Here is a 20,034-nt window from a genome sequence, read left to right on the forward strand (position 1 = left end):
AAGAGATTTATAACCGGCGAATATCCAATGTGGGAGCGAGCCTGCTCGCGAATGGCAGCAACTCGATATCAGCTCAACCCCAAATCGCATCCCACAGCGGATAGTCGCCAAGCTTCTGCACTAGACCAGCCCGCAACGGGTTGGCCACGATATACCGAGCCAACTTCACCAGATCTTCTTCTCTGCGCAATGCACGATCATGAAAGCCAGATTGCCAAAGACTGGTCTTTCGACCCGTCGAGAGATTCACGGCTTTGGTGCTGAGGGATTTTGTACGCTGCATCAACTCGCTGAGCGAACCACGCTTCAATTCAATCAGCCAATGAAAATGATCTGGCATGACGACCCAAGCCAACGAATTGGCAAACCCCATCGCCTCTGCGACGCGAAATTGGCTGGCGACCAATCGACCCAGTTCAATGTCGCTGAAAACAGGCTGCCTTCGCGCCGTATTGGTAGTCAGTAGGTAGATGCGGTTTTGTTCGGAGTAGCGACAAATGCGCAAACGATTTGAAGCAGATAGATCCAGCATTCCTTTGCCTTTTCATGTCCTGATGATGAAAAGGCTAGTTCAGTGAATTTCCGAGCAAGCGTCAGACTTTTAGCAAGATGTGTACGGAAGATCGCCTTCGCGAGCAGGCTCGCTCCCACAGGGGACTCGGGTATTAAGACATTTTGTGTCTAAACACAAATCCAATGTGGGAGTGAGCCTGCTCGCGAAGGCGATTAATCAGGCGCTAGGGATTAAGCCACCACCCCCGCATCCGCCCGCAAATCCAGCGCCTCCACCGCTTTGATCGCCACCTGCTCATCAATATCCGACAGATCGCCGCTGATCCCGATCGCGCCCAGCACATTCCCCGCCTGATCACGAATCAGCACCCCGCCCGGGGCCGGGACGACGCTGCCCTGGCCCATGCTGTTGAGTGCGGCGATGAAGGCCGGGCGTTGTTGCGCGTCCAGTGCCAGCAGGCGTGAGCCCTTGCCCAGGGCGATGGCGCCCCAGGCCTTGCCGATGGCGATGTTGGGGCGCAACAGGCTGGCGCCGTCTTCGCGTTGCAGGGTGATCAGGTGGCCGCCGGTGTCGAGTACCGCGATGGTCAGCGGTGCGGCGTTGATCCCGCGCCCGGTAGTGATGGCCTGTTCGACCAGGTTGACTGCGACTTTCAAGGTTAAAGCGCTCATGGTGCCGTCCTCATTTTGTTATTGGGAAAGTCGTGGGGCTGCGCTCAAGTGCCGCAGCCCGATGCCACAAATAGAACACAATGAATTATTTTTTTGTATACAATAATTCTCGAAAAGCGCCACATGCGACGAAAAGCCACAGTAGAAACGGCTTCCGACGAATGAAACAGGCGCTTGAGAAAATGGATTGACCTGCGCCGTCCGCCGTGAATACACTCTGCGCAAAGCCACTTGTATACAATTACAAAACGTAAAGAGGCACAAAACCATGAGCAAAATGAGAGCAATCGAAGCCGCCGTTCTGGTGATGCGCCGTGAAGGGGTTGATACCGCTTTTGGCATTCCGGGTGCTGCGATCAACCCGCTGTACTCCGCACTGAAAAAAGTCGGTGGCATCGATCACGTCCTCGCTCGCCACGTCGAAGGCGCGTCGCACATGGCCGAGGGTTACACCCGCACCAAGGCCGGCAACATCGGCGTGTGCATCGGTACGTCCGGCCCGGCCGGTACCGACATGGTCACCGGGCTCTACAGCGCCTCGGCCGACTCGATCCCGATCCTCTGCATTACCGGCCAGGCACCCCGCGCCCGTATGCACAAGGAAGACTTCCAGGCCGTCGACATCACCAGCATCGTCAAGCCCGTCACCAAGTGGGCGACCACGGTTCTGGAGCCGGGCCAGGTGCCTTACGCGTTCCAGAAAGCCTTCTACGAAATGCGCTCCGGTCGTCCAGGCCCGGTGCTGATCGACCTGCCGTTCGACGTGCAGATGGCTGAAATCGAATTCGACATCGACGCTTACCAGCCACTGCCGCTGGCCAAACCGACCGCGACCCGCGTTCAGGTCGAGAAGGCGCTGGCTTTGCTGGATCAGGCCGAGCGCCCATTGCTGGTGGCCGGTGGCGGCATCATCAACGCCGACGCCAGCGATCTGCTGGTGGAGTTCGCCGAGCTGACCGGTATTCCGGTGATCCCGACCCTGATGGGCTGGGGCACCATCCCTGACGATCATCCGCTGATGGTCGGCATGGTCGGTCTGCAGACGTCGCACCGTTACGGCAACGCCACGCTGCTGAAATCCGACGTGGTGCTGGGTATCGGCAACCGTTGGGCCAACCGTCACACCGGTTCGGTCGACGTCTACACCGAAGGGCGCAAGTTCATTCACGTCGATATTGAAGGCACGCAGATCGGCCGCGTGTTCACCCCGGATCTGGGCATCGTTTCCGACGCCGCCGCCGCGCTGACCGTGTTCATCGAAGTCGCCCGTGAATGGCAAGCCGCCGGCAAGCTGAAAAACCGCTCTGCCTGGCTGCAGGATTGCCAGCAGCGCAAGGCCAGCCTGCAGCGCAAGACCCACTTCGACAACGTGCCGGTCAAGCCGCAGCGCGTTTACGAAGAAATGAACCAGGTGTTCGGCAAAGACACCTGCTACGTCAGCACCATTGGTCTGTCGCAGATTGCCGGCGCGCAGTTCCTGCACGTCTACAAGCCGCGTCACTGGATCAACTGCGGTCAGGCCGGCCCGCTGGGCTGGACCATTCCGGCAGCGCTGGGCGTGGTCAAGGCCGATCCGAACCGTAAAGTCGTGGCCCTGTCGGGGGACTATGACTTCCAGTTCATGATCGAAGAACTGGCGGTCGGCGCTCAGTTCAAACTGCCTTACATCCACGTCGTGGTGAACAACTCGTACCTGGGGCTGATCCGTCAGGCCCAGCGCGGGTTCGAAATGGACTACTGCGTGCAGCTGTCCTTCGATAACCTGAACGCACCGGAACTCAACGGTTACGGTGTCGACCACGTCGCAGTTGCCGAAGGCCTTGGCTGCAAGGCACTGCGTGTGTTCGAACCGGCGGACATCGCCCCTGCCCTGCGCAAGGCCGAAGAGCTGATCGAAGAGTTCAAGGTGCCGGTGATCGTCGAAATCATCCTGGAGCGTGTAACCAACATCTCCATGGGGACCGAGATCAACGCCGTCAACGAATTCGAAGACCTGGCGCTGGTCGGCAACGACGCGCCAACGGCGATTTCGCTGCTTGATTAACCGCTGACCGCTCTCCTTGTGGGAGCTAGCCATGTGGCGAGGGAGCTTGCTCCCGCTCGGCTGCGAAGCAGTCGTAACGCTTTTGGGGCCGCTGCGCGCCCCAGCGGGAGCAAGCTCCCTCACCACACAGGCTCGCTCCTACAAGGGGAACCTCACAAGATTTACGGGAGACCACCATGCCGCGTTTCGCAGCCAACCTGTCCATGCTGTTCACCGAACAGGATTTCCTTGCCCGTTTCGACGCCGCCGCCAAGGCCGGTTTCAGTGGTGTGGAATACCTGTTCCCGTACGACTTCAGCTCCGCCGAAATCAAGGCAAAGCTCGATGCCAACGGTCTGACTCAAGTGCTGTTCAACCTGCCGGCCGGTGACTGGGCCAAAGGCGAGCGCGGTATCGCCTGCCTGCCGGACCGGGTCGAAGAGTTCCGCGCCGGGGTCGATCTGGCGATTGCCTACGCGCAAGTGCTGGGCAACACCCAGGTCAACTGCCTGGCCGGTATTCGTCCGCAGGGCGTGGACGACGCCACCGTGGAAAAGACCTTCGTCGCCAACCTCAAGTACGCGGCCGACAAGCTGCAGGCGGCCGGTATCAAACTGGTGATGGAAGCGATCAACACCCGCGACATCCCAGGTTTCTACCTGAACAACACGGCGCAAGCCCTGTCGATTCGCGAGCAGGTCGGCAGCGCCAATCTGTTCCTGCAATACGACATCTACCACATGCAAATCATGGAAGGCGATCTGGCCCGCACCCTGCAATCGCACCTGGCCGAGATCAACCACGTGCAGCTCGCGGACAACCCGGGGCGCAACGAACCGGGCACCGGTGAGATCAACTACCGCTTCCTGTTCGAACACCTGGATCGGATTGGTTATCAGGGATGGGTTGGCTGTGAATACAAGCCGCTGACCACCACTGAGGCCGGTCTGGGCTGGTTGAAAACCCACAACGCGATCTGACGAACACTGCAAAACCCTTGTGGCGAGGGAGCTTGCTCCCGCCCGGCTGCGAAGCAGTCGTAAACCCTGCACACCGGTTTTGCCTGATACACCGCGATGGATGGTTTTAGGGGTGCTTCGCCCCCCAGCGGGAGCAAGCTACCTCGCCACAAGGTGTGCCAGGCCCATTATCTGGCTACATAAAAACAAGAGGATTTTCTCATGGCTAAAATCGGATTTATCGGCACCGGCATCATGGGCCACCCAATGGCTTCGAACCTGCAGAAAGCCGGTCACAGCCTGTTCCTGTCGGCGCACCACGACGCCGCCCCTGCCGACCTGGTCGCCGCTGGCGCCGTCGCCCTGGCCAACCCGCGCGAAGTGGCGCAGGAAGCTGAATTCATCATCGTCATGGTCCCTGATACCCCACAGGTCGATGATGTGCTGTTCCGCGCTGACGGCATTGCCGCCGGCATCGGCAAAGGCAAAGTGGTGATCGACATGAGCTCGATCTCGCCGACCGCCACCAAGGCTTTCGCCAAGAAGATCAACGAAAAAGGCGCGCAATACCTCGACGCCCCGGTATCCGGCGGTGAAGTCGGCGCCAAGGCGGCGACCCTGAGCATCATGGTCGGTGGCGATGCCGATGCCTTCGAACGCGCCCTGCCGCTGTTCCAGGCCATGGGCAAGAACATCACTCTGGTCGGTGGCAATGGCGACGGTCAGACCGCGAAAGTGGCGAACCAGATCATCGTTGCCCTGAACATTCAGGCCGTGGCTGAAGCCCTGCTGTTCGCCTCGAAAAACGGTGCTGATCCGGCCAAGGTGCGTGAAGCACTGATGGGCGGTTTCGCTTCGTCGAAGATCCTCGAAGTGCACGGCGAGCGCATGATCAAGGGCACCTTCGACCCAGGCTTCCGCATCAGCCTGCACCAGAAAGACCTGAACCTGGCCCTGCAAGGCGCCAAGGAGCTGAACATCAACCTGCCGAACACCGCCAACGCCCAGCAAGTGTTCAGCACCTGCGCGGCCATCGGTGGCAGCAACTGGGACCACTCGGCGCTGATCAAGGGTCTGGAACACATGGCCAACTTCTCGATTCGCGACAAGAAATAAAGCCACTGCCCCACCGCTTGAACCTGTGGGAGCGAGCTTGCTCGCGAAGAGGGAGTATCAGTCGACATGGATATTGACTGATCCATCGCTTTCGCGAGCAAGCTCGCTCCCACAGGGATCTCTACCGCCCTTTCGAATAACAAGAATTCCGGGAGCCCGCCATGTCGGTCGATCCGCAACAACTGCTGCGCGAGCTGTTTGCCACAGCCATCGACGCGGCCCATCCGAACCAAGTCCTCGAAGCCCATCTGCCTGCCGATCGCACGGGTCGGGTAATCGTCATCGGTGCCGGCAAGGCCGCCGCTGCCATGGCGCAAGTGGTCGAGCGCAGCTGGCAGGGTGAAGTCTCCGGTCTGGTGGTGACCCGTTACGGTCACGGCGCTCCGTGCGAAAAAATCGAAGTGGTCGAAGCCGCGCACCCGGTGCCGGACGCTGCCGGTCTGGCCGTGGCCAAACGCGTGCTGGAACTGGTCAGCAACCTGAGTGAAGACGACCGCGTGATCTTCCTGCTGTCCGGTGGCGGCTCTGCCCTGCTCGCGCTGCCGGCCGAAGGCATCACCCTCGCCGACAAGCAGTCGATCAACAAAGCCCTGCTCAAATCCGGCGCGACCATCGGCGAGATGAACTGCGTGCGCAAGCACCTCTCGGCGATCAAGGGCGGCCGCCTCGGCAAGGCCTGCTGGCCTGCAACCGTTTATACCTACGCGATTTCCGATGTACCGGGCGACCTCGCAACGGTAATCGCCTCCGGCCCGACGGTGGCCGACCCAAGCACCTCCGCCGAAGCCTTGGCGATCCTCAAGCGTTACGGCATCGAAGTCCCGGCCTCGGTGCGCAACTGGCTGCAAAGCGCGGAATCGGAAACCGTCAAACCCGGCGATCCGAGCCTGGCCCGCAGCCATTTCCAGTTGATCGCCCGCCCGCAGCAATCGCTGGATGCCGCAGCAGTGAAATGCCGTCAGGCCGGTTTCAGCACGCTGATCCTCGGCGATCTGGAAGGTGAATCCCGCGAAGTGGCGAAAGTCCACGCCGGCATCGCCCGGCAGATCATCAACCACGGGCAGCCACTGGCAGCGCCGTGCGTGATTCTCTCCGGCGGCGAAACCACCGTGACCGTGCGCGGCAATGGCCGTGGCGGACGCAACGCCGAATTCCTCCTCAGCCTGACCGACAGCCTCAAGGGCCAGCCCGGCGTCTACGCGCTGGCCGGTGACACCGACGGCATCGACGGTTCGGAAGACAACGCCGGCGCAATCATGACCCCGGACAGCTACGCCCGCGCTGCCGCCCTTGGTTTGAGCGCCAGCGACGAGCTGGATAACAACAACGGTTACGGCTACTTCGAGGCGCTCGACGCGCTGATCGTCACCGAGCCGACCCGCACCAACGTCAACGACTTCCGCGCCATCCTGATCCTTGAGAACTGCAAATCATGACGCCTGATAAAAAGGTCAAAATCCTCGCCACCCTCGGGCCTGCCGTCGATGGCATCGAAGACATCCGTGAACTGGTCGAGGCCGGGGTCAACATCTTCCGCCTGAACTTCAGCCACGGCGATCACGCCGACCACGCCAAGCGCTATCAGTGGATCCGCGAGGTCGAGCGCCAGCTCAACTATCCGCTGGGGATCCTGATGGACTTGCAGGGGCCGAAACTGCGCGTCGGCAAGTTCGCCGACGGCAAGGTGCAACTGCATCGCGGTCAGGCGTTTCGCCTCGATCTGGATGCGACACCGGGCGATGAACGCCGGGTGAACCTGCCGCACCCGGAGATCATTGCCGCGCTGGAAGCCGGCATGGATCTGCTGCTGGATGACGGCAAACTACGCCTGCGCGTGGTCAGCAAATACTCCGACGCGATCGACACCACCGTGCTCAATGGCGGCGAACTGTCGGACCGCAAAGGCGTGAACGTGCCGCAAGCGGTGCTCGACCTCAGCCCGCTGACCGCCAAGGATCGCCGCGACCTGAGCTTCGGCCTGGAGCTGGGGGTGGACTGGGTGGCGCTGTCGTTCGTGCAACGTCCGCAGGACATTCTCGAAGCCCGCGAGCTGATCGGCGACAAGGCCTTTCTGATGGCGAAAATCGAGAAGCCGTCGGCGGTTGAGCAACTGCGCGAAATCGCCGAATTGAGTGACGCGATCATGGTCGCTCGCGGCGATCTCGGCGTGGAAGTGCCGGCGGAAAGCGTGCCGCAGATCCAGAAGAACATCATCAGCACCTGCCGCGAACTCGGCAAACCGGTGGTGGTGGCGACGCAGATGCTCGAGTCAATGCGCTTCTCCCCGGCACCGACCCGCGCCGAAGTCACCGACGTGGCCAACGCCGTGGCCGAAGGCGCGGATGCGGTGATGCTCTCGGCCGAAACCGCCTCCGGCGAGTACCCGCTGGAAGCGGTACAGATGATGAGCAAGATCATCCGTCAGGTGGAAAACGGTCCGGACTATCAGACCCAACTCGACGTCAGCCGACCGAAAGCCGAGGCGACGGTGTCCGATGCGATCAGTTGCGCGATCCGCCGCATCAGCAACGTGCTGCCGGTGGCGGTGCTGGTCAACTACAGCGAGTCGGGCGCCTCGACATTGCGTGCCGCGCGGGAGCGACCGAAAGCGCCGATCCTCAACCTGACGCCGAACCTGCAGACCGCGCGGCGCTTGAGCGTGGCGTGGGGCATTCACTCGGTGGTCAATGATCGCCTGCGTCAGGTCGATGAGGTGTGTTCGACGGCGCTGGAAATCGCTCAGGCTCAAGGCATGGCCGAGCGCGGCGATACCTTGCTGATCACTGCCGGCGTGCCGTTTGGGCAGCCGGGGTCGACCAACTCACTACGTATCGAAACATTGATCTGACGATTGCGACTGAACCCTGTGGTGAGGGGATTCATCCCCGATTGACTGCGCAGCAGTCACCGCTTTCAAGAGAGTGACGGTTTTCACAGAAAAACCGCACTCCCCGATTGGGGGCCGCTTCGCAGCCCATCGGGGATAAATCCCCTCACCACAGGTAAGCAAGACCTTTTGATTGTCCAACTGCCCAGATTTTTTCAACATGCCTGCCAATCATTTCAACACCCACTGCCCCGACTGGGCCGAGGCTTTGCTCAACGGTTTCAGTCAGATCTTCCTCCAGCGCCATCCGCTGTGCGGCCTGTTGTGCCTGCTGGCGATCCTGCTCACTGCGCCGGTGCTGTTTGCCGGCGCGCTGCTCGGTGCGGTCGCTGGATTGCTCACCGCACAGCGACGTAACTATGCCAAGGCTGATCGTCAGGCCGGATTGTTCAGTTACAACGGCGTGCTGCTCGGCTTGTTGCTGAGCCTGTATTTCCCTTGGTCACCGCTGCTACCGCCGCTGATTCTCGCCGCTGGCGGACTAAGTGCGATGGTCACTCAGCAATGGCTCAAGCATGTGTATCGCAGCCGTTCCATACCGGCATACACCTCGCCGTTCGTGGCAATCAGCTGGATCCTGTTGCTGTTCGCCGAACCGTCCGCGCCGATGGCGCACATCGAGATGAACACGCTGAACCTGCTCGCCGCTGAACTGCGTGGGTTGGGCCAAGTGATGTTCCTCGGTCATCCGCTGGCCGGTGCGTTGATCGGCATCGGCCTGTTGGTCGCTGATCGCCGGGCGTTCTGCTGGGCATTGCTGGCGTCGGCCATCGGTCTCGCATCCAGTCTGCTGCACCACGAAACCGCTGCTGCGCTGCTGGGGCTGGGCAGTTACAACGCGGTGCTCGCCGCCCTCGCCTTCAGTGCGCAGCGCCAACAACCGTGGCTGCCGCTGGTGGGCATCGTCCTTGCGCTGCTGGTCACGCCGCTGTTTGCTGCCATTGGCCTGGCGACGCTGACCGCGCCGTTCATCCTCGCCGGCTGGCTGATCCGCGCCGGGATCCAGATGCTCGGCAAAGCGGCCGTCGACGCCACGCCTTGCGCACAGGGGGACAATCAACCTAGGCTGCGCTGATCTTCAATTCAGGCGTTATCCATGGACAGCAGCAACAGTTGGCGTGAACGGCTTTACGTGATGATTTTCCAGAGCGACACCCTCGCCGGGCGACGCTTCGACGGCACCTTGCTGTTGATCATCCTTGCCAGCCTGGTGGTGGTGATGCTCGACAGCATCGACAGCATTCACCAGAACTACGCCGATGTGCTGGCGTACATCGAGTGGGGCTTCACCCTCATCTTTCTCGGTGAATACATCCTGCGCCTGTACTGCTCCCCCAAACCGTTGCGCTACGCCTTCAGTTTCTACGGACTGGTGGATCTGCTGGCGATCGTGCCCGGTATCCTCGCGCTGTATTACAGCGATGCGCAGTACCTGCTGATCATCCGGATCATTCGGATGCTGCGGATCTTCCGCGTGCTCAAGCTCAGCCCGTACCTCAAGCAAGCCAACTATTTGATGTCAGCGCTGCGTGGCAGCAAGCAGAAGATCGTGGTGTTTCTGGTCAGCGTCTGCACCCTGGTGACGGTGTTCGGCACCTTGATGTACGTGATCGAAGGCCCCGAGCATGGCTTCACCAGCATCCCCAAAGGCATCTATTGGGCTATCGTGACCCTGACCACCGTCGGCTTCGGCGACATCGTGCCGAAAACCCCGCTGGGCCAGGTGATTTCGTCGCTGGTGATGATCACCGGTTACTCGATCATCGCCGTGCCCACCGGGATTTTCACGGCGGAGCTGGCCAATGCCATGCGCGGCGAGCAGCTGCAACATGACTGCCCTGTGTGCAAGAAAAACAGTCATGAGCATGGCGCGGCGTTCTGCTCACGGTGCGGTAATGCGCTGTTCAATAAACTGGAATAAGCACAGAGCTTTTTAATCTTTAAATGACTATGCCAGCCCGGCTATAGTCGCTGGCAAAACGGTATCACCCCCGACCGTTATCACCGACACAACAAGGAATGCGCAGTGAAAAAACTCTTTGGCGCCTCACTTCTCGCCGCCGGTCTTGCCTTTGGTAGCGTGGCTCAAGCCGCACCGACCCTGCTCAACGTCTCGTATGACGTGATGCGCGATTTCTACAAGGACTACAACACTGCGTTCCAGAAACACTGGCAGGCCGAGCACAACGAAAACATCACCGTGCAGATGTCCTTTGGCGGTTCGAGCAAGCAGGCGCGTTCGGTGATCGACGGTCTGCCGGCTGATGTCATCACCATGAACATGGCGACCGACATCAACGCCCTCGCCGACAACGGCAAACTGGTGCCGGAGAACTGGGTCACCCGCCTGCCGAACAACAGCGCGCCGTTCACCTCCGCCACGGTGTTCATCGTGCGCAAAGGCAACCCGAAAGCCCTGAAAGACTGGCCGGACCTGCTCAAGGACGGCGTCCAGGTGATCGTGCCGAACCCGAAAACCTCGGGCAACGGCCGCTACACCTACCTCTCGGCCTGGGGCTACGTGCTGAAAAATGGCGGTGACGAGAACAAGGCCAAGGACTTCGTCGGCAAACTGTTCAAGCAAGCGCCGGTGCTCGATACCGGTGGCCGCGCCGCGACCACCACGTTCATGACCAACCAGATCGGCGACGTACTGGTGACCTTCGAAAACGAGGCCGAGATGATCGCTCGCGAATTCGGTCGCGATCAGTTCGAAGTGATCTACCCAAGCGTCTCCGCCGAAGCCGAACCACCGGTGTCGGTGGTCGACAAAGTGGTCGACAAGAAAGGCACCCGCGCTGCCGCCGATGAATACCTGAAGTACCTGTGGTCGCCGGAAGGCCAGGAAATCGCCGCCGCCAACTACCTGCGTCCACGGGACCCGGCGGTGCTGGCGAAGTACACCGACCGCTTCCCGAAAGTCGACTTCCTGTCGGTGGAAAAGACCTTCGGTGACTGGCGTTCGGTGCAGAAGACCCACTTCAATGATGGCGGGATCTTTGATCAGATCTACAGCCAGTAAGATTTGGCGGACATGAAAAAGGCGACCCTCAGTGGTCGCCTTTTTCATGGCAGTTTTGCCCTCACCCCAGCCCTCTCCCGGAGGGAGAGGGGGCCGGCCGAGGTGCCTGGCGAGTTACATCGACCTGAAAGACCTTATAGATGATGGATTCGGCAACGCAGTTTCAGGTCGGCGTATTGCTTCAGCATCCCCCAATCAGTCCCCTATCCCTCCGGGAGAGGGTTAGGGTGAGGGGCTTTTACATCGGCGGCGTGACGCCATCCTTGCCGGCGGAAATCGATTGCGCCGTTAATGTGCCGTCGCCGTCCTGGGTGACGAAGCTGACAATCTTCACCCCAACCTTGAGCAAACTCCGATCCCCCGGCGTCAGATTGACGATCGGCACGTCCTCCGGCACCAGAATCTTCTGCTGCCCGCCCTTGTAGTTGACGGTCAGCACCCGGCCGTTACTGACCATCAGATCGCCGACACTGCCATTGGTCATGCTGCTGCCCTTGGCCAGATCAAAGGGCCGATGGCCGTCACCGCTGCCGGCCAGTTCCGGCGGAAATACGTGCACTTCCAGCGCCTTGAGCGTGCCATCCTCCTGCGGCATGGCGGCCGAACCGATGTAGCTGCCGGGCTTGATGTCCTCGATATTGGCCAGAGTGACGGCGCGTACCTTGGTGTCCGGGTTCAACCGGATCACCACGTTCTCGCCGCTGTTGACGTGGACTTTCAGCGAGTCGGCGCTGACCCCGGTGATCTCGCCGCGCACGCCGAGCCGCGTACCCGGGGCATCAGCGGCCTGCACTGCAGTGGCACTGAGCAGGCCGATCAAGGCAATCGTGGCGGTGTGACGCAGCAGCTGGCGCAACATGGCAATCCTCCGGTGATGAGCAGTAAAAGCGCAGCGGTAAACATAAGCCCGCTATCGAAGAAGATGTAAGTGAATGTATCATCTGCCCTCCCCGGCCGGACGCAAGGTTCGCCGATGGACGACACCGCCGCTGAAGCCAATTATTCCGCAACGGAATAACTGCTATCGATACAAGGCTTCTACCGCCGCTTCGGTACGTCCCTTAGCCTCACCGCATTCCCTTTCGCTGGATCGAGAAACCTTATGAACGCCACAACTCACGCAATGACCCGAGGCATGGTGCTGCTGTTCGCCTTCTGCTGCGGTGCGATCGTCGCCAACATCTACTACGCGCAGCCGATCATCGGCCTGATCGCGCCGGACATCGGCCTCTCCGACACCATGGCCAGCTTCATCGTCTCGCTGACGCAGATCGGTTATGCGCTGGGCCTGTTCTTCCTGGTGCCGCTGGGCGACCTGCTGGAGAACCGCCGGCTGATGATCATCACCACCGTGGTGGCGATTGCCGGCCTGCTCGGCGCGGCGTTCACCAGTCAGCCGAATGTGTTTCTGCTGATCTCGTTGCTGGTGGGTTTCAGTTCGGTGTCGGTGCAGATCCTGATTCCGCTGGCCGCGCATCTGGCGCCGGAGGAGTCCCGTGGCCGGGTAGTCGGCGGAATCATGGGTGGCCTGCTGTTGGGCATCCTGCTGGCGCGACCGGTGTCGAGCGTAGTGGCTGACCATTTCGGCTGGCGCGCGATGTTCATGATTGCTGCGGCGTTGATGGCGGCGATCAGCGTGGTGCTGGCGTTGACCGTGCCCAAGCGTCAACCGGATCACAGCGCTACATACGGCCAACTGATCGGCTCGCTGTGGACGCTGCTGCGCCAGCAACCGGTGCTGCGTCAGCGCGCGTTTTATCAGGGTTGCATGTTCGCCACCTTCAGCCTGTTCTGGACTGCCGTGCCGCTGGAGTTGGCGCGTAACCATGGCCTGTCGCAGAGCGAGATCGCGATCTTCGCCCTGGTCGGCGCCATCGGTGCCATCGCCGCGCCGATCAGCGGCCGCCTGGCTGACGCCGGCCACACCCGCATCGCTTCACTGCTGGCCATGCTGTTCGCCAGCCTGAGCTTCCTGCCGGCCTTCATTCACCCGGCCTACAGCGTGATCGGCCTGGCCGTGACCGGCGTGGTACTGGACTTCTGCGTACAGATGAACATGGTCCTCGGCCAGCGCGCAGTCTACTCGCTGGACGCCAAAAGCCGTGGTCGCCTCAACGCGCTGTACATGACCAGCATCTTCATCGGCGGCGCCTTCGGCTCCTCGGTCGCCAGTGCAGTGTATGAGCATGGCGGCTGGTTGTGGATCGTGATTGTCGGCAGCGCGTTCCCGCTGCTGGCGCTGGTGCGGTTTTTGAGTGCTTCGCAGCGTGGTTCATTGGCAACGGCGTAAGGCGTTCAGGCTCGCTCCCACAGGTTGCTCACCGGGCCTGTGGGAGCGATGCCGCTTAATAGCGAACCAGTTTCTCCATCGCCGCATCCGCCAGAAACGAAGAGCGGCTTTTGACATTGTGTTCACGCACATAGCGATCGATGCGCTGGATCACGTAGCCTGGCAACGTCACGTTGACCTTCTCGGTCTTGCCCATGTACGGCGAGATATCCAGCTCGAGCATGCCCCAGCCCATGTCGGCAAACTCCGGATTATTGCGATGCGCCGCTGCCGACGTCGGCATCGGAATCGATTCCCCGTCCGCCGCCATCTCCTGCAACATGAGATGGGCGACTTCAACGGCTGCGTTATAGGCGTCCTCGAAAGTGTCCCCGGCCGTGACGGCGCCGGGAATGTCGGGTATCTGAATACCGATGGCGGTGTTGTCGTCACCCCATTCGATGCAGATCGGATATTGCATTATGGATCTCCCTTGTTGCTGGCTGGCGGGTGGTACAACCCGGCACGCCTCCTGATGCTTTTGACCGTCCCCAGCGGCAAATCCTTTTTAGGGTGAGGAACGGGAATGGTGTACGGGTTGTAACGATGCGTGAAGATGTGATGACTGCCGGTGACTCGATCCAGCGTCCAGCCTGCCTCCTCCAGCTCCTTGATCAATAGCCTGCTTTGCACCTACCGCCTCCTTGCTTCGGCCGAATAAAAATAACTCTAGAGTTATCTTTACTCAAGCGCATAAATCTGCAGGACGACGTTCGGTTGTTTTACCGCATGTGATTGAATGGACGCGGATTACACTCAGCACCCTATTCCCTGTGGGAGCGAGCTTGCTCGCGAAAGCGGTCTGATATTCAACAAATGTGCTGGCTGATCCGCCGCCTTCGCGAGCAAGCTCGCTCCCACAGGGCTCCTCTGAATGCTTGAAGATTGCGCAAGGACCTGAGATGGACCGCCTCGCCGCCATGGAAACCTTCGTCTGCGTGGTCGAAACCGGCTCGTTTTCCGCCGCCGCCCGACGCCTGAATATCGGCCAGCCCGCCGTGTCGAAAACCATCGCCCAGCTAGAGAAACGCTTGGCGGTCAGCCTGCTGCTGCGCTCGACCCGTGGCCTGACGCCAACCGAGGCGGGGCTGGCGTTTTTCGAGCGGGCCAGACGCGCCATCGACGAAGCCAACGAAGCCGATAACGCCGCCCGTGGTAGCGCCGGCGGATTGCGCGGCAACCTGCGGATCAGCGCTGCGGTGACTTTCGGGCGTCTGCACGTCGTGCCGCAGTTGGGGCCGTTTCTCGATCAGCATCCGCAACTCAACATCGATCTGATGCTCGACGACCGCAACATCAATCTGGTGGAAGAAGGCATCGACGTCGCCCTGCGCATGGGCCCGCTGAGCGACTCCAGCCTCACCGCGCGCAAGATCGCCGACTGCCGCCGTGTGGTGCTCGGCAGCCCGGGCTACTTCGCCCGCCACGGCGAGCCGAGCTGTCCTGCCGACCTCAATCAGCACCAAGGCATCGTCTACAACCTCAGCGGCGGCGCCACCTGGATCTTCACCCAAGGCAGCGAACAACAGACGCAAACCCTGACCGGCCGCCTGCGCGTCAGCGCCGCCGAGGGTTTGCGCGCGGCCGTGTTGGCCGATCAGGGGCTGACGATTGCGTCGCAATGGATGTTCGCGCCAGAACTGGCGAGCGGTGCGGTCAAGGCGGTGATGGGTGATTGGCGTTTGCCGGATCAGGACTTATGGGCTGTGTTTCCCACGGGGCGGATGGTCAGTGCGAAGGCGCGGGCGTTTGTGGATTATGTGCAAGGGTTGTTGACCAGCGAACTTTGAAAACAGCAGATCAAAAGATCGCAGGCTTCGCCAGCTCCTACAGGGACATCATCAATGCCCGGCAACACACAAAAAAACGGCGATCCATGGATCGCCGTTTTTTTCATCATTGCCCGAACTGCTTGCCCAACCCCGGCGGCACGCCGTGGATGTCGGTGTCTTCCCATGGGCCATTGGGGCTGACGGAGCGGGTCCAGCCGTTGTTCCAGCGGAAGTAGGTGCGCTGGCGGTAGAAGGTGTTGGGCTGGTCGTCGAGGACGTAGACGCCGAGCTTCTGGTCCCAGTGGCTGTTGCCGCCCGGTGGCGGGGCGAAGCTGGCGGAGGTGCGTGGCACGGGTTTGGAGGGTTTGGCCGGAATGCTTTTGCCCGGGGTCGGCGAGGTCGATGGGGTCGGGCTCGGTTGTGACGGCGGGATCGGCGGCAGGTTGGTGGTCGGTTCCGGTCGGTGCACCGCACAGGCGCTCATGCCCAGGGCCATGGTGATGACTGCGATTCGGGCGAGACTGTGCATGGCGGTGCTTTCCTGTTGTTCCGGTTATTGGTCCGGGCTGTCGATGGTCAGTGTTTGCGGCGCGGTGGTGCTGCTGGCCAGAGGGCCGCTGCGACCTACCCACTCCCCGGCGGTCGGTTGACCGGCACGGGAGATGCGCGCAACCAGTTGGACTTCAGGAAAGTTCGACAGTTTCAACTGCGGCATCATCGCATCGGCATCGCCCAGTTCGACGGTCACCGGCAGATCGGCCACGGTCAGACGCTTGGCCGCCAGTGGTGCCGGTGGGCCGGAAACGGCGCGGGCGAAGATAAACACGCTGTCGCCCGGTTGCACCTTGCCTTTGAGTTCGCTGGCCAGATCGACACGCACCTTGAGCAGTGCGGCAACCTTGGCTGCTGGCGCGGCGGCGACCTTGCCGCCACTGGCTTGCAGGCGCTCAGTGGCTCGCTCGATCCCGCCCTGCAAGGCGGCGCGGGAGTTGTCGCCCTCTGGCAACTGCGCCAGCAGCCGGTTCCAGTAATCGATTGCCTGCTGATAACGCTCACCCTCGAACGCGGCGATGCCGAGCAGGCCAAGGCTGGTGACTTCTTTCGGATCGGCTTTCAGCGCTTCGTCGGTCAGGGCCTGGATCTTGTCCGACCACTTCTTGCCATCGGCAAAATACTGCGCCTGTGCCCACTGGCCGAGCAGCTCCGGCTGGCGCCCGGCCAGGTTGGCGGCGCGTTCGAACATCTTCGCCGCGTCCGCCGGGCGATCCTGGGCCATGTAGGTGCGCCCGAGGAAGTACAGGCCTTCCGCCGAATCCGGTTGCGCCGCAACAGCACGCTCCAGACGCTGGGTCATTTCTTCCATCGACTGCGGCGCCTGGGCGAATTCGCGGGTCAGCTCGACTTTATCGGCAGCGCCGAAATGCAGGTACAGACCCAGGCCCAATACCGGCACCAGCACCGCGGCCAACAACGGCAACGGCTTGCCCAGTTTCGAGACACGCGGTGCGGCAACGCCTTCGGTATCGGCGAGCAGCTCACGCGCCGCTTCCGCGCGACCGCTGTCCATTTGCGCCGCATCAAGTACGCCTTCGGCCTGCTGCGCTTGCAGCTCGGCGACGCGCTCCTGATACAGCGCAACGTTGAGGGCAGTACGATCCTCTTCACGCTGGGCGCGACGGCCACGCAATACCGGGATCAGCAGAAAACTCAGGGCGACCAGAAGCAACAGCCCTGCGGCAAGCCAGAAATCAATCATTCTTGGTTTTTATCCAACAGTTGGTCGAGGCGCTGACGCTCTTCGGTGGACAGCGATGGCGGGGTCTCGGTGCGTTGCGCGCGACGCCGGCGAACGATCACGGCGATGACCACCAGACCACCGAACAACAGACCGGCCGGGCCGAACCACAGCAGTGCAGTCTTGGCATTGAGCGCCGGTTTGTAGCGGACAAAATCACCGTAGCGATCGACCATGAAATCGATGATCTGCTGGTCGTCCTTGCCCTCGCCGAGCATGCGGAAAATCTCTTTGCGCAGGTCGGCGGCAATCGGTGCATTGGAGTCGGCGATGTCCTGGTTCTGGCACTTGGGGCAACGCAGTTCCTTGGTCAACTCGCGAAAACGCTCGCGATCACCTTCCTTGGCGAACTCGTAAGTGTCGATCGCGGCGTGAGCCACGCCGGCCAGACTCAGGCCCAATACCACCGCAACAAGAAAGCGCTTCATGGCTTGGCCTCATCGACCAGCGCCTGATACTTGGCGGCGAGTTTTTCGCGCCAGACTTGCTCGTCAATCACACCCACGTACTTGTCGCGAATGATGCCCTTGGCGTCGATGAAGAATGTTTCCGGCGCGCCGTACACGCCGAGGTTCAGACCCAGCGAGCCTTCGTCGTCACGGATATCCAGCACGTACGGGTTGTGGAATTCGGCCAGCCACTTCAACGCATCGGCGTTGGTGTCCTTGTAGTTGATGCCGTAGATCACCACGCCACGCTCGGCCAGTTTGTTCAGCACCGGGTGCTCGACCCGGCAGGAAATGCACCAGGTGCCCCAGACGTTGACCAGCGCCGGTTTGCCGAGAATGTCAGCCTTGGTCAGGGTCTTGTCGCCCTGCACGTTCGGCAGGCTGAATTCCGGGAAGGGCTTGTTGATCATCGCCGACGGCAGCTCCGCCGGATCGAGGTACAGCCCGCGATAAAGAAACACCGCCACCAGCAGGAAAATCGCCAGGGGTACCAGCATCAACCAACGTCTCATGCAGCCGCTCCTTGCAGGCCGAGGGCTTCACGCACCTTGGCTTTGACCTTGACTCGATAACGCCGATCCAGCGCCGCCAGCAATCCGCCCAGACCGGTCAGCAGACCGCCGAACCAGATCCAGCGCACGAACGGTTTGACGTGAACCCGCACCGCCCAAGCGCCATTTTCCAGCGGCTCGCCGAGTGCCACGTAGAGATCGCGAGTGAAACCGGCGTCGATCCCGGCCTCGGTCATCATCGAACTCTGCACGGTGTACAGGCGTTTTTCCGGGTGCAGCACGCTGACTTCCTTGCCGTCACGGATCACCCGGATGGTGCCCTTGTCGGAGGTGAAGTTCGGCCCTTCGAAGTGTTTGGCGCCTTCGAAGATGAAGTGATAACCGGCCAGATCCATCGACTCGCCCGGCGCCAGACGCAGATCGCGCTCGGCACTGTTCTGGCTCGACAGCACCACACCGAGGGCGCACACCGCGATGCCGAGGTGCGCGATCTGCATGCCCCAGTAGCTGCGGGTCAGGGTTGGCAGGCCTTTGATCAGGCCCTTGTGGCGAGTCTTGTCGAAGATGTCGCGCACACCGGCGAGCAACACCCACGCGGCGAGCAGGAACGTCGCGATCACCGCCCAGTTGAAATCGCCGTAAGCGACACCGGCCACCACCGCCAACGCGACGCTGCCGAGCAGCACCGGGGTCAGCATGTTCGCCAGCCATTTCACCGGGGTGTCCTTCCAGCGGACGATCACGCCGACCGCCATCACCAGCATCAGCAACGCCATCAGCGGGATGAACAGCGCGTTGAAGTACGGCGGGCCGACCGACAGCTTGGCGCCGCTGATCGCATCGAGAATCAGCGGATACAGGGTGCCGAGCAGAATCATCGACGCCGCCACCACCAGCACCAGGTTGTTGCCCAGCAGCAGGGTTTCCCGCGACCACAGATTGAAGCCGACCTGACTCTTGACCACCGGCGCACGCAAGGCAAACAGCGTCAGCGAACCGCCGACCACGAACAACAGGAAGATCAGGATGAACACACCGCGTTCAGGATCGGAGGCAAACGCGTGCACCGAAGTCAGCACGCCGGAACGCACAAGGAACGTACCGAGCAGGCTCAACGAAAATGCGGCGATCGCCAGCAACACCGTCCAGCTCTTGAACACCCCACGTTTTTCCGTGACCGCCAGCGAGTGAATCAGCGCGGTGCCGACCAGCCATGGCATGAACGAGGCGTTTTCCACCGGGTCCCAGAACCACCAGCCGCCCCAGCCGAGTTCGTAGTACGCCCACCACGAACCGAGGGTGATGCCGATGCCGAGGAAGGCCCAGGCAACAATCGTCCACGGCCGCGACCAGCGTGCCCACGCGGCGTCGAGACGACCACCGAGCAGTGCGGCGATGGCGAAAGCGAACGCTACCGAGAACCCGACGTACCCCATATAGAGCATCGGCGGATGCACGATCAGGCCGATGTCTTGCAGCAGCGGATTGAGGTCACGCCCGTCGGCCGGAATCTGCGGCAGAATCCGCGAGAACGGGTTGGAGGTGAGAATCAGGAACAGCAGGAAACCGGTGCTGATCATGCCCATCACCGCCAGTACGCGAGCGAGCATGACTTGCGGCAACTGCCGGGAGAACACTGACACCGCAAAGGTCCAGCCACCGAGGATCAACGCCCACAGCAGCAGCGAGCCTTCGTGGGCGCCCCACACTGCGCTGAACTTGTAGTACCACGGCAAGGCGCTGTTGGAGTTCATCGCCACGTAGCCGACCGAAAAATCGTCGGTCATGAACGCGTAGGTCAGGCAACCGAAGGCAAACAGCAGGAACGCAAACTGACCCCACGCCGCCGGCTGGGCCAAGCCCATCCACATGCGGTCGCCGCGCCACGCGCCGAGCAACGGCACCACGGCCTGCACCAGCGCAAAACACAGCGCCAGAATCATCGCCAGATGACCGAGTTCAGGAATAAACAGTGCAGACGTCAT

20 protein-coding genes are annotated in these 20,034 nt (G+C 61.3%); 10 read left to right on the plus strand and 10 right to left on the minus strand.

Features of this window, described 5'->3' with window-relative positions:
- Nucleotides 1-73: 73 nt before the first annotated feature.
- Nucleotides 74-532 (minus strand): REP-associated tyrosine transposase, encoded by a 459-nt coding sequence (locus tag PMI25_RS11580; RefSeq protein ID WP_007961649.1) that lies wholly within the window; start codon nt 530-532, stop codon nt 74-76.
- Nucleotides 533-744: 212 nt separating this feature from the next.
- On the minus strand, nt 745-1,185 hold the full coding sequence (locus PMI25_RS11585) for a GlcG/HbpS family heme-binding protein (RefSeq protein ID WP_007961650.1): 441 nt from the start codon (nt 1,183-1,185) through the stop codon (nt 745-747).
- Nucleotides 1,186-1,453: 268 nt separating this feature from the next.
- Here PMI25_RS11585 and gcl point away from each other — a divergent pair, with 268 nt between their 5' ends.
- From gcl to PMI25_RS11625, 8 genes are all read left to right on the plus strand, one after another.
- Nucleotides 1,454-3,229 carry a glyoxylate carboligase gene (gcl, locus tag PMI25_RS11590; protein ID WP_007961651.1) on the plus strand — a complete coding sequence of 592 codons (1,776 nt, stop codon included), beginning with the start codon at nt 1,454-1,456 and terminating at the stop codon, nt 3,227-3,229.
- A gap of 176 nt (nt 3,230-3,405) precedes the next feature.
- Nucleotides 3,406-4,188: a hydroxypyruvate isomerase gene (hyi, locus tag PMI25_RS11595; RefSeq protein ID WP_007961652.1), complete on the plus strand. Its 783-nt coding sequence runs from the start codon at nt 3,406-3,408 to the stop codon at nt 4,186-4,188.
- 201 nt (nt 4,189-4,389) lie between these two features.
- On the plus strand, nt 4,390-5,283 hold the full coding sequence (locus PMI25_RS11600) for a 2-hydroxy-3-oxopropionate reductase (protein ID WP_007961653.1): 894 nt from the start codon (nt 4,390-4,392) through the stop codon (nt 5,281-5,283).
- A gap of 161 nt (nt 5,284-5,444) precedes the next feature.
- Nucleotides 5,445-6,719 carry a glycerate kinase type-2 family protein gene (locus PMI25_RS11605; RefSeq protein ID WP_007961654.1) on the plus strand — a complete coding sequence of 425 codons (1,275 nt, stop codon included), beginning with the start codon at nt 5,445-5,447 and terminating at the stop codon, nt 6,717-6,719.
- Nucleotides 6,716-8,131, plus strand: a complete 1,416-nt coding sequence (gene pyk / locus PMI25_RS11610; RefSeq protein WP_007961656.1) for a pyruvate kinase — start codon at nt 6,716-6,718, stop codon at nt 8,129-8,131. The genes PMI25_RS11605 and pyk overlap by 4 nt, the downstream gene beginning before the upstream one ends.
- 199 nt (nt 8,132-8,330) lie before the next feature.
- A complete protein-coding gene (locus PMI25_RS11615; RefSeq protein WP_007961657.1) occupies nt 8,331-9,245 on the plus strand; it encodes an urea transporter in 915 nt (304 codons plus the stop codon).
- Nucleotides 9,246-9,266: 21 nt separating this feature from the next.
- Nucleotides 9,267-10,091, plus strand: coding sequence for an ion transporter (locus tag PMI25_RS11620; RefSeq protein WP_007961658.1), 825 nt, complete (start codon nt 9,267-9,269; stop codon nt 10,089-10,091).
- A 105-nt stretch (nt 10,092-10,196) separates the two neighbouring features.
- Nucleotides 10,197-11,192, plus strand: coding sequence for a sulfate ABC transporter substrate-binding protein (locus tag PMI25_RS11625; protein ID WP_007961659.1), 996 nt, complete (start codon nt 10,197-10,199; stop codon nt 11,190-11,192).
- 238 nt (nt 11,193-11,430) lie between these two features.
- Here PMI25_RS11625 and PMI25_RS11630 read toward each other — a convergent pair whose 3' ends face one another.
- Entirely contained in the window at nt 11,431-12,051 is a 621-nt protein-coding gene (locus PMI25_RS11630) for a DUF5666 domain-containing protein (protein ID WP_007961662.1), read from the minus strand.
- 243 nt (nt 12,052-12,294) lie between these two features.
- Here PMI25_RS11630 and PMI25_RS11635 point away from each other — a divergent pair, with 243 nt between their 5' ends.
- Nucleotides 12,295-13,482 (plus strand): MFS transporter, encoded by a 1,188-nt coding sequence (locus PMI25_RS11635; RefSeq protein ID WP_007961663.1) that lies wholly within the window; start codon nt 12,295-12,297, stop codon nt 13,480-13,482.
- A 55-nt stretch (nt 13,483-13,537) separates the two neighbouring features.
- On the opposite strand, the gene PMI25_RS11640 is transcribed toward PMI25_RS11635, so the two are convergent.
- Both PMI25_RS11640 and PMI25_RS11645 read right to left on the minus strand, forming a co-directional pair.
- On the minus strand, nt 13,538-13,942 hold the full coding sequence (locus tag PMI25_RS11640) for a type II toxin-antitoxin system HicB family antitoxin (RefSeq protein ID WP_007961664.1): 405 nt from the start codon (nt 13,940-13,942) through the stop codon (nt 13,538-13,540).
- Complete coding sequence (locus PMI25_RS11645) at nt 13,942-14,154, minus strand: type II toxin-antitoxin system HicA family toxin (RefSeq protein ID WP_007961665.1); 213 nt, start codon at nt 14,152-14,154, stop codon at nt 13,942-13,944. Before PMI25_RS11645 ends, PMI25_RS11640 begins: the two co-directional genes overlap by 1 nt.
- A 269-nt stretch (nt 14,155-14,423) precedes the next feature.
- Between PMI25_RS11645 and PMI25_RS11650 the strand changes: the two genes are divergently transcribed.
- Entirely contained in the window at nt 14,424-15,311 is an 888-nt protein-coding gene (locus tag PMI25_RS11650; protein WP_007961666.1) for a LysR family transcriptional regulator, read from the plus strand.
- A 106-nt stretch (nt 15,312-15,417) separates the two neighbouring features.
- Here PMI25_RS11650 and PMI25_RS11655 read toward each other — a convergent pair whose 3' ends face one another.
- Genes PMI25_RS11655 through PMI25_RS11675 form a run of 5 tightly spaced genes read right to left on the minus strand, consistent with a single transcriptional unit; the run spans nt 15,418 to nt 20,034 of the window.
- Entirely contained in the window at nt 15,418-15,822 is a 405-nt protein-coding gene (locus PMI25_RS11655; RefSeq protein ID WP_007961667.1) for a hypothetical protein, read from the minus strand.
- A 24-nt stretch (nt 15,823-15,846) separates the two neighbouring features.
- Nucleotides 15,847-17,049, minus strand: coding sequence for a c-type cytochrome biogenesis protein CcmI (gene ccmI, locus PMI25_RS11660; RefSeq protein ID WP_007961668.1), 1,203 nt, complete (start codon nt 17,047-17,049; stop codon nt 15,847-15,849).
- Nucleotides 17,046-17,516 (minus strand): cytochrome c-type biogenesis protein, encoded by a 471-nt coding sequence (locus tag PMI25_RS11665; protein WP_007961669.1) that lies wholly within the window; start codon nt 17,514-17,516, stop codon nt 17,046-17,048. The genes ccmI and PMI25_RS11665 overlap by 4 nt, the downstream gene beginning before the upstream one ends.
- Entirely contained in the window at nt 17,513-18,049 is a 537-nt protein-coding gene (locus PMI25_RS11670) for a DsbE family thiol:disulfide interchange protein (RefSeq protein WP_007961670.1), read from the minus strand. Before PMI25_RS11670 ends, PMI25_RS11665 begins: the two co-directional genes overlap by 4 nt.
- A complete protein-coding gene (locus PMI25_RS11675) occupies nt 18,046-20,034 on the minus strand; it encodes a heme lyase CcmF/NrfE family subunit (RefSeq protein WP_007961671.1) in 1,989 nt (662 codons plus the stop codon). Before PMI25_RS11675 ends, PMI25_RS11670 begins: the two co-directional genes overlap by 4 nt.

This window comes from Pseudomonas sp. GM30 (assembly GCF_000282275.2).
In the GTDB taxonomy this organism is placed as follows: Bacteria; Pseudomonadota; Gammaproteobacteria; order Pseudomonadales; family Pseudomonadaceae; genus Aquipseudomonas.

Coding starts and splice junctions, on each gene's coding strand:
- PMI25_RS11675 (WP_007961671.1), bottom strand. CDS start 20,034: ATGACGTCTGCACTGTTTATTCCTGAACTCGGTCATCTGGCGATGATT.
- PMI25_RS11655 (WP_007961667.1), bottom strand. CDS start 15,822: ATGCACAGTCTCGCCCGAATCGCAGTCATCACCATGGCCCTGGGCATG.
- PMI25_RS11670 (WP_007961670.1), bottom strand. CDS start 18,049: ATGAGACGTTGGTTGATGCTGGTACCCCTGGCGATTTTCCTGCTGGTG.
- PMI25_RS11665 (WP_007961669.1), bottom strand. CDS start 17,516: ATGAAGCGCTTTCTTGTTGCGGTGGTATTGGGCCTGAGTCTGGCCGGC.
- PMI25_RS11635 (WP_007961663.1), top strand. CDS start 12,295: ATGAACGCCACAACTCACGCAATGACCCGAGGCATGGTGCTGCTGTTC.
- ccmI (WP_007961668.1), bottom strand. CDS start 17,049: ATGATTGATTTCTGGCTTGCCGCAGGGCTGTTGCTTCTGGTCGCCCTG.
- hyi (WP_007961652.1), top strand. CDS start 3,406: ATGCCGCGTTTCGCAGCCAACCTGTCCATGCTGTTCACCGAACAGGAT.
- PMI25_RS11650 (WP_007961666.1), top strand. CDS start 14,424: ATGGACCGCCTCGCCGCCATGGAAACCTTCGTCTGCGTGGTCGAAACC.
- PMI25_RS11615 (WP_007961657.1), top strand. CDS start 8,331: ATGCCTGCCAATCATTTCAACACCCACTGCCCCGACTGGGCCGAGGCT.
- PMI25_RS11605 (WP_007961654.1), top strand. CDS start 5,445: ATGTCGGTCGATCCGCAACAACTGCTGCGCGAGCTGTTTGCCACAGCC.
- gcl (WP_007961651.1), top strand. CDS start 1,454: ATGAGCAAAATGAGAGCAATCGAAGCCGCCGTTCTGGTGATGCGCCGT.
- PMI25_RS11630 (WP_007961662.1), bottom strand. CDS start 12,051: ATGTTGCGCCAGCTGCTGCGTCACACCGCCACGATTGCCTTGATCGGC.
- pyk (WP_007961656.1), top strand. CDS start 6,716: ATGACGCCTGATAAAAAGGTCAAAATCCTCGCCACCCTCGGGCCTGCC.
- PMI25_RS11585 (WP_007961650.1), bottom strand. CDS start 1,185: ATGAGCGCTTTAACCTTGAAAGTCGCAGTCAACCTGGTCGAACAGGCC.
- PMI25_RS11600 (WP_007961653.1), top strand. CDS start 4,390: ATGGCTAAAATCGGATTTATCGGCACCGGCATCATGGGCCACCCAATG.
- PMI25_RS11640 (WP_007961664.1), bottom strand. CDS start 13,942: ATGCAATATCCGATCTGCATCGAATGGGGTGACGACAACACCGCCATC.
- PMI25_RS11580 (WP_007961649.1), bottom strand. CDS start 532: ATGCTGGATCTATCTGCTTCAAATCGTTTGCGCATTTGTCGCTACTCC.
- PMI25_RS11620 (WP_007961658.1), top strand. CDS start 9,267: ATGGACAGCAGCAACAGTTGGCGTGAACGGCTTTACGTGATGATTTTC.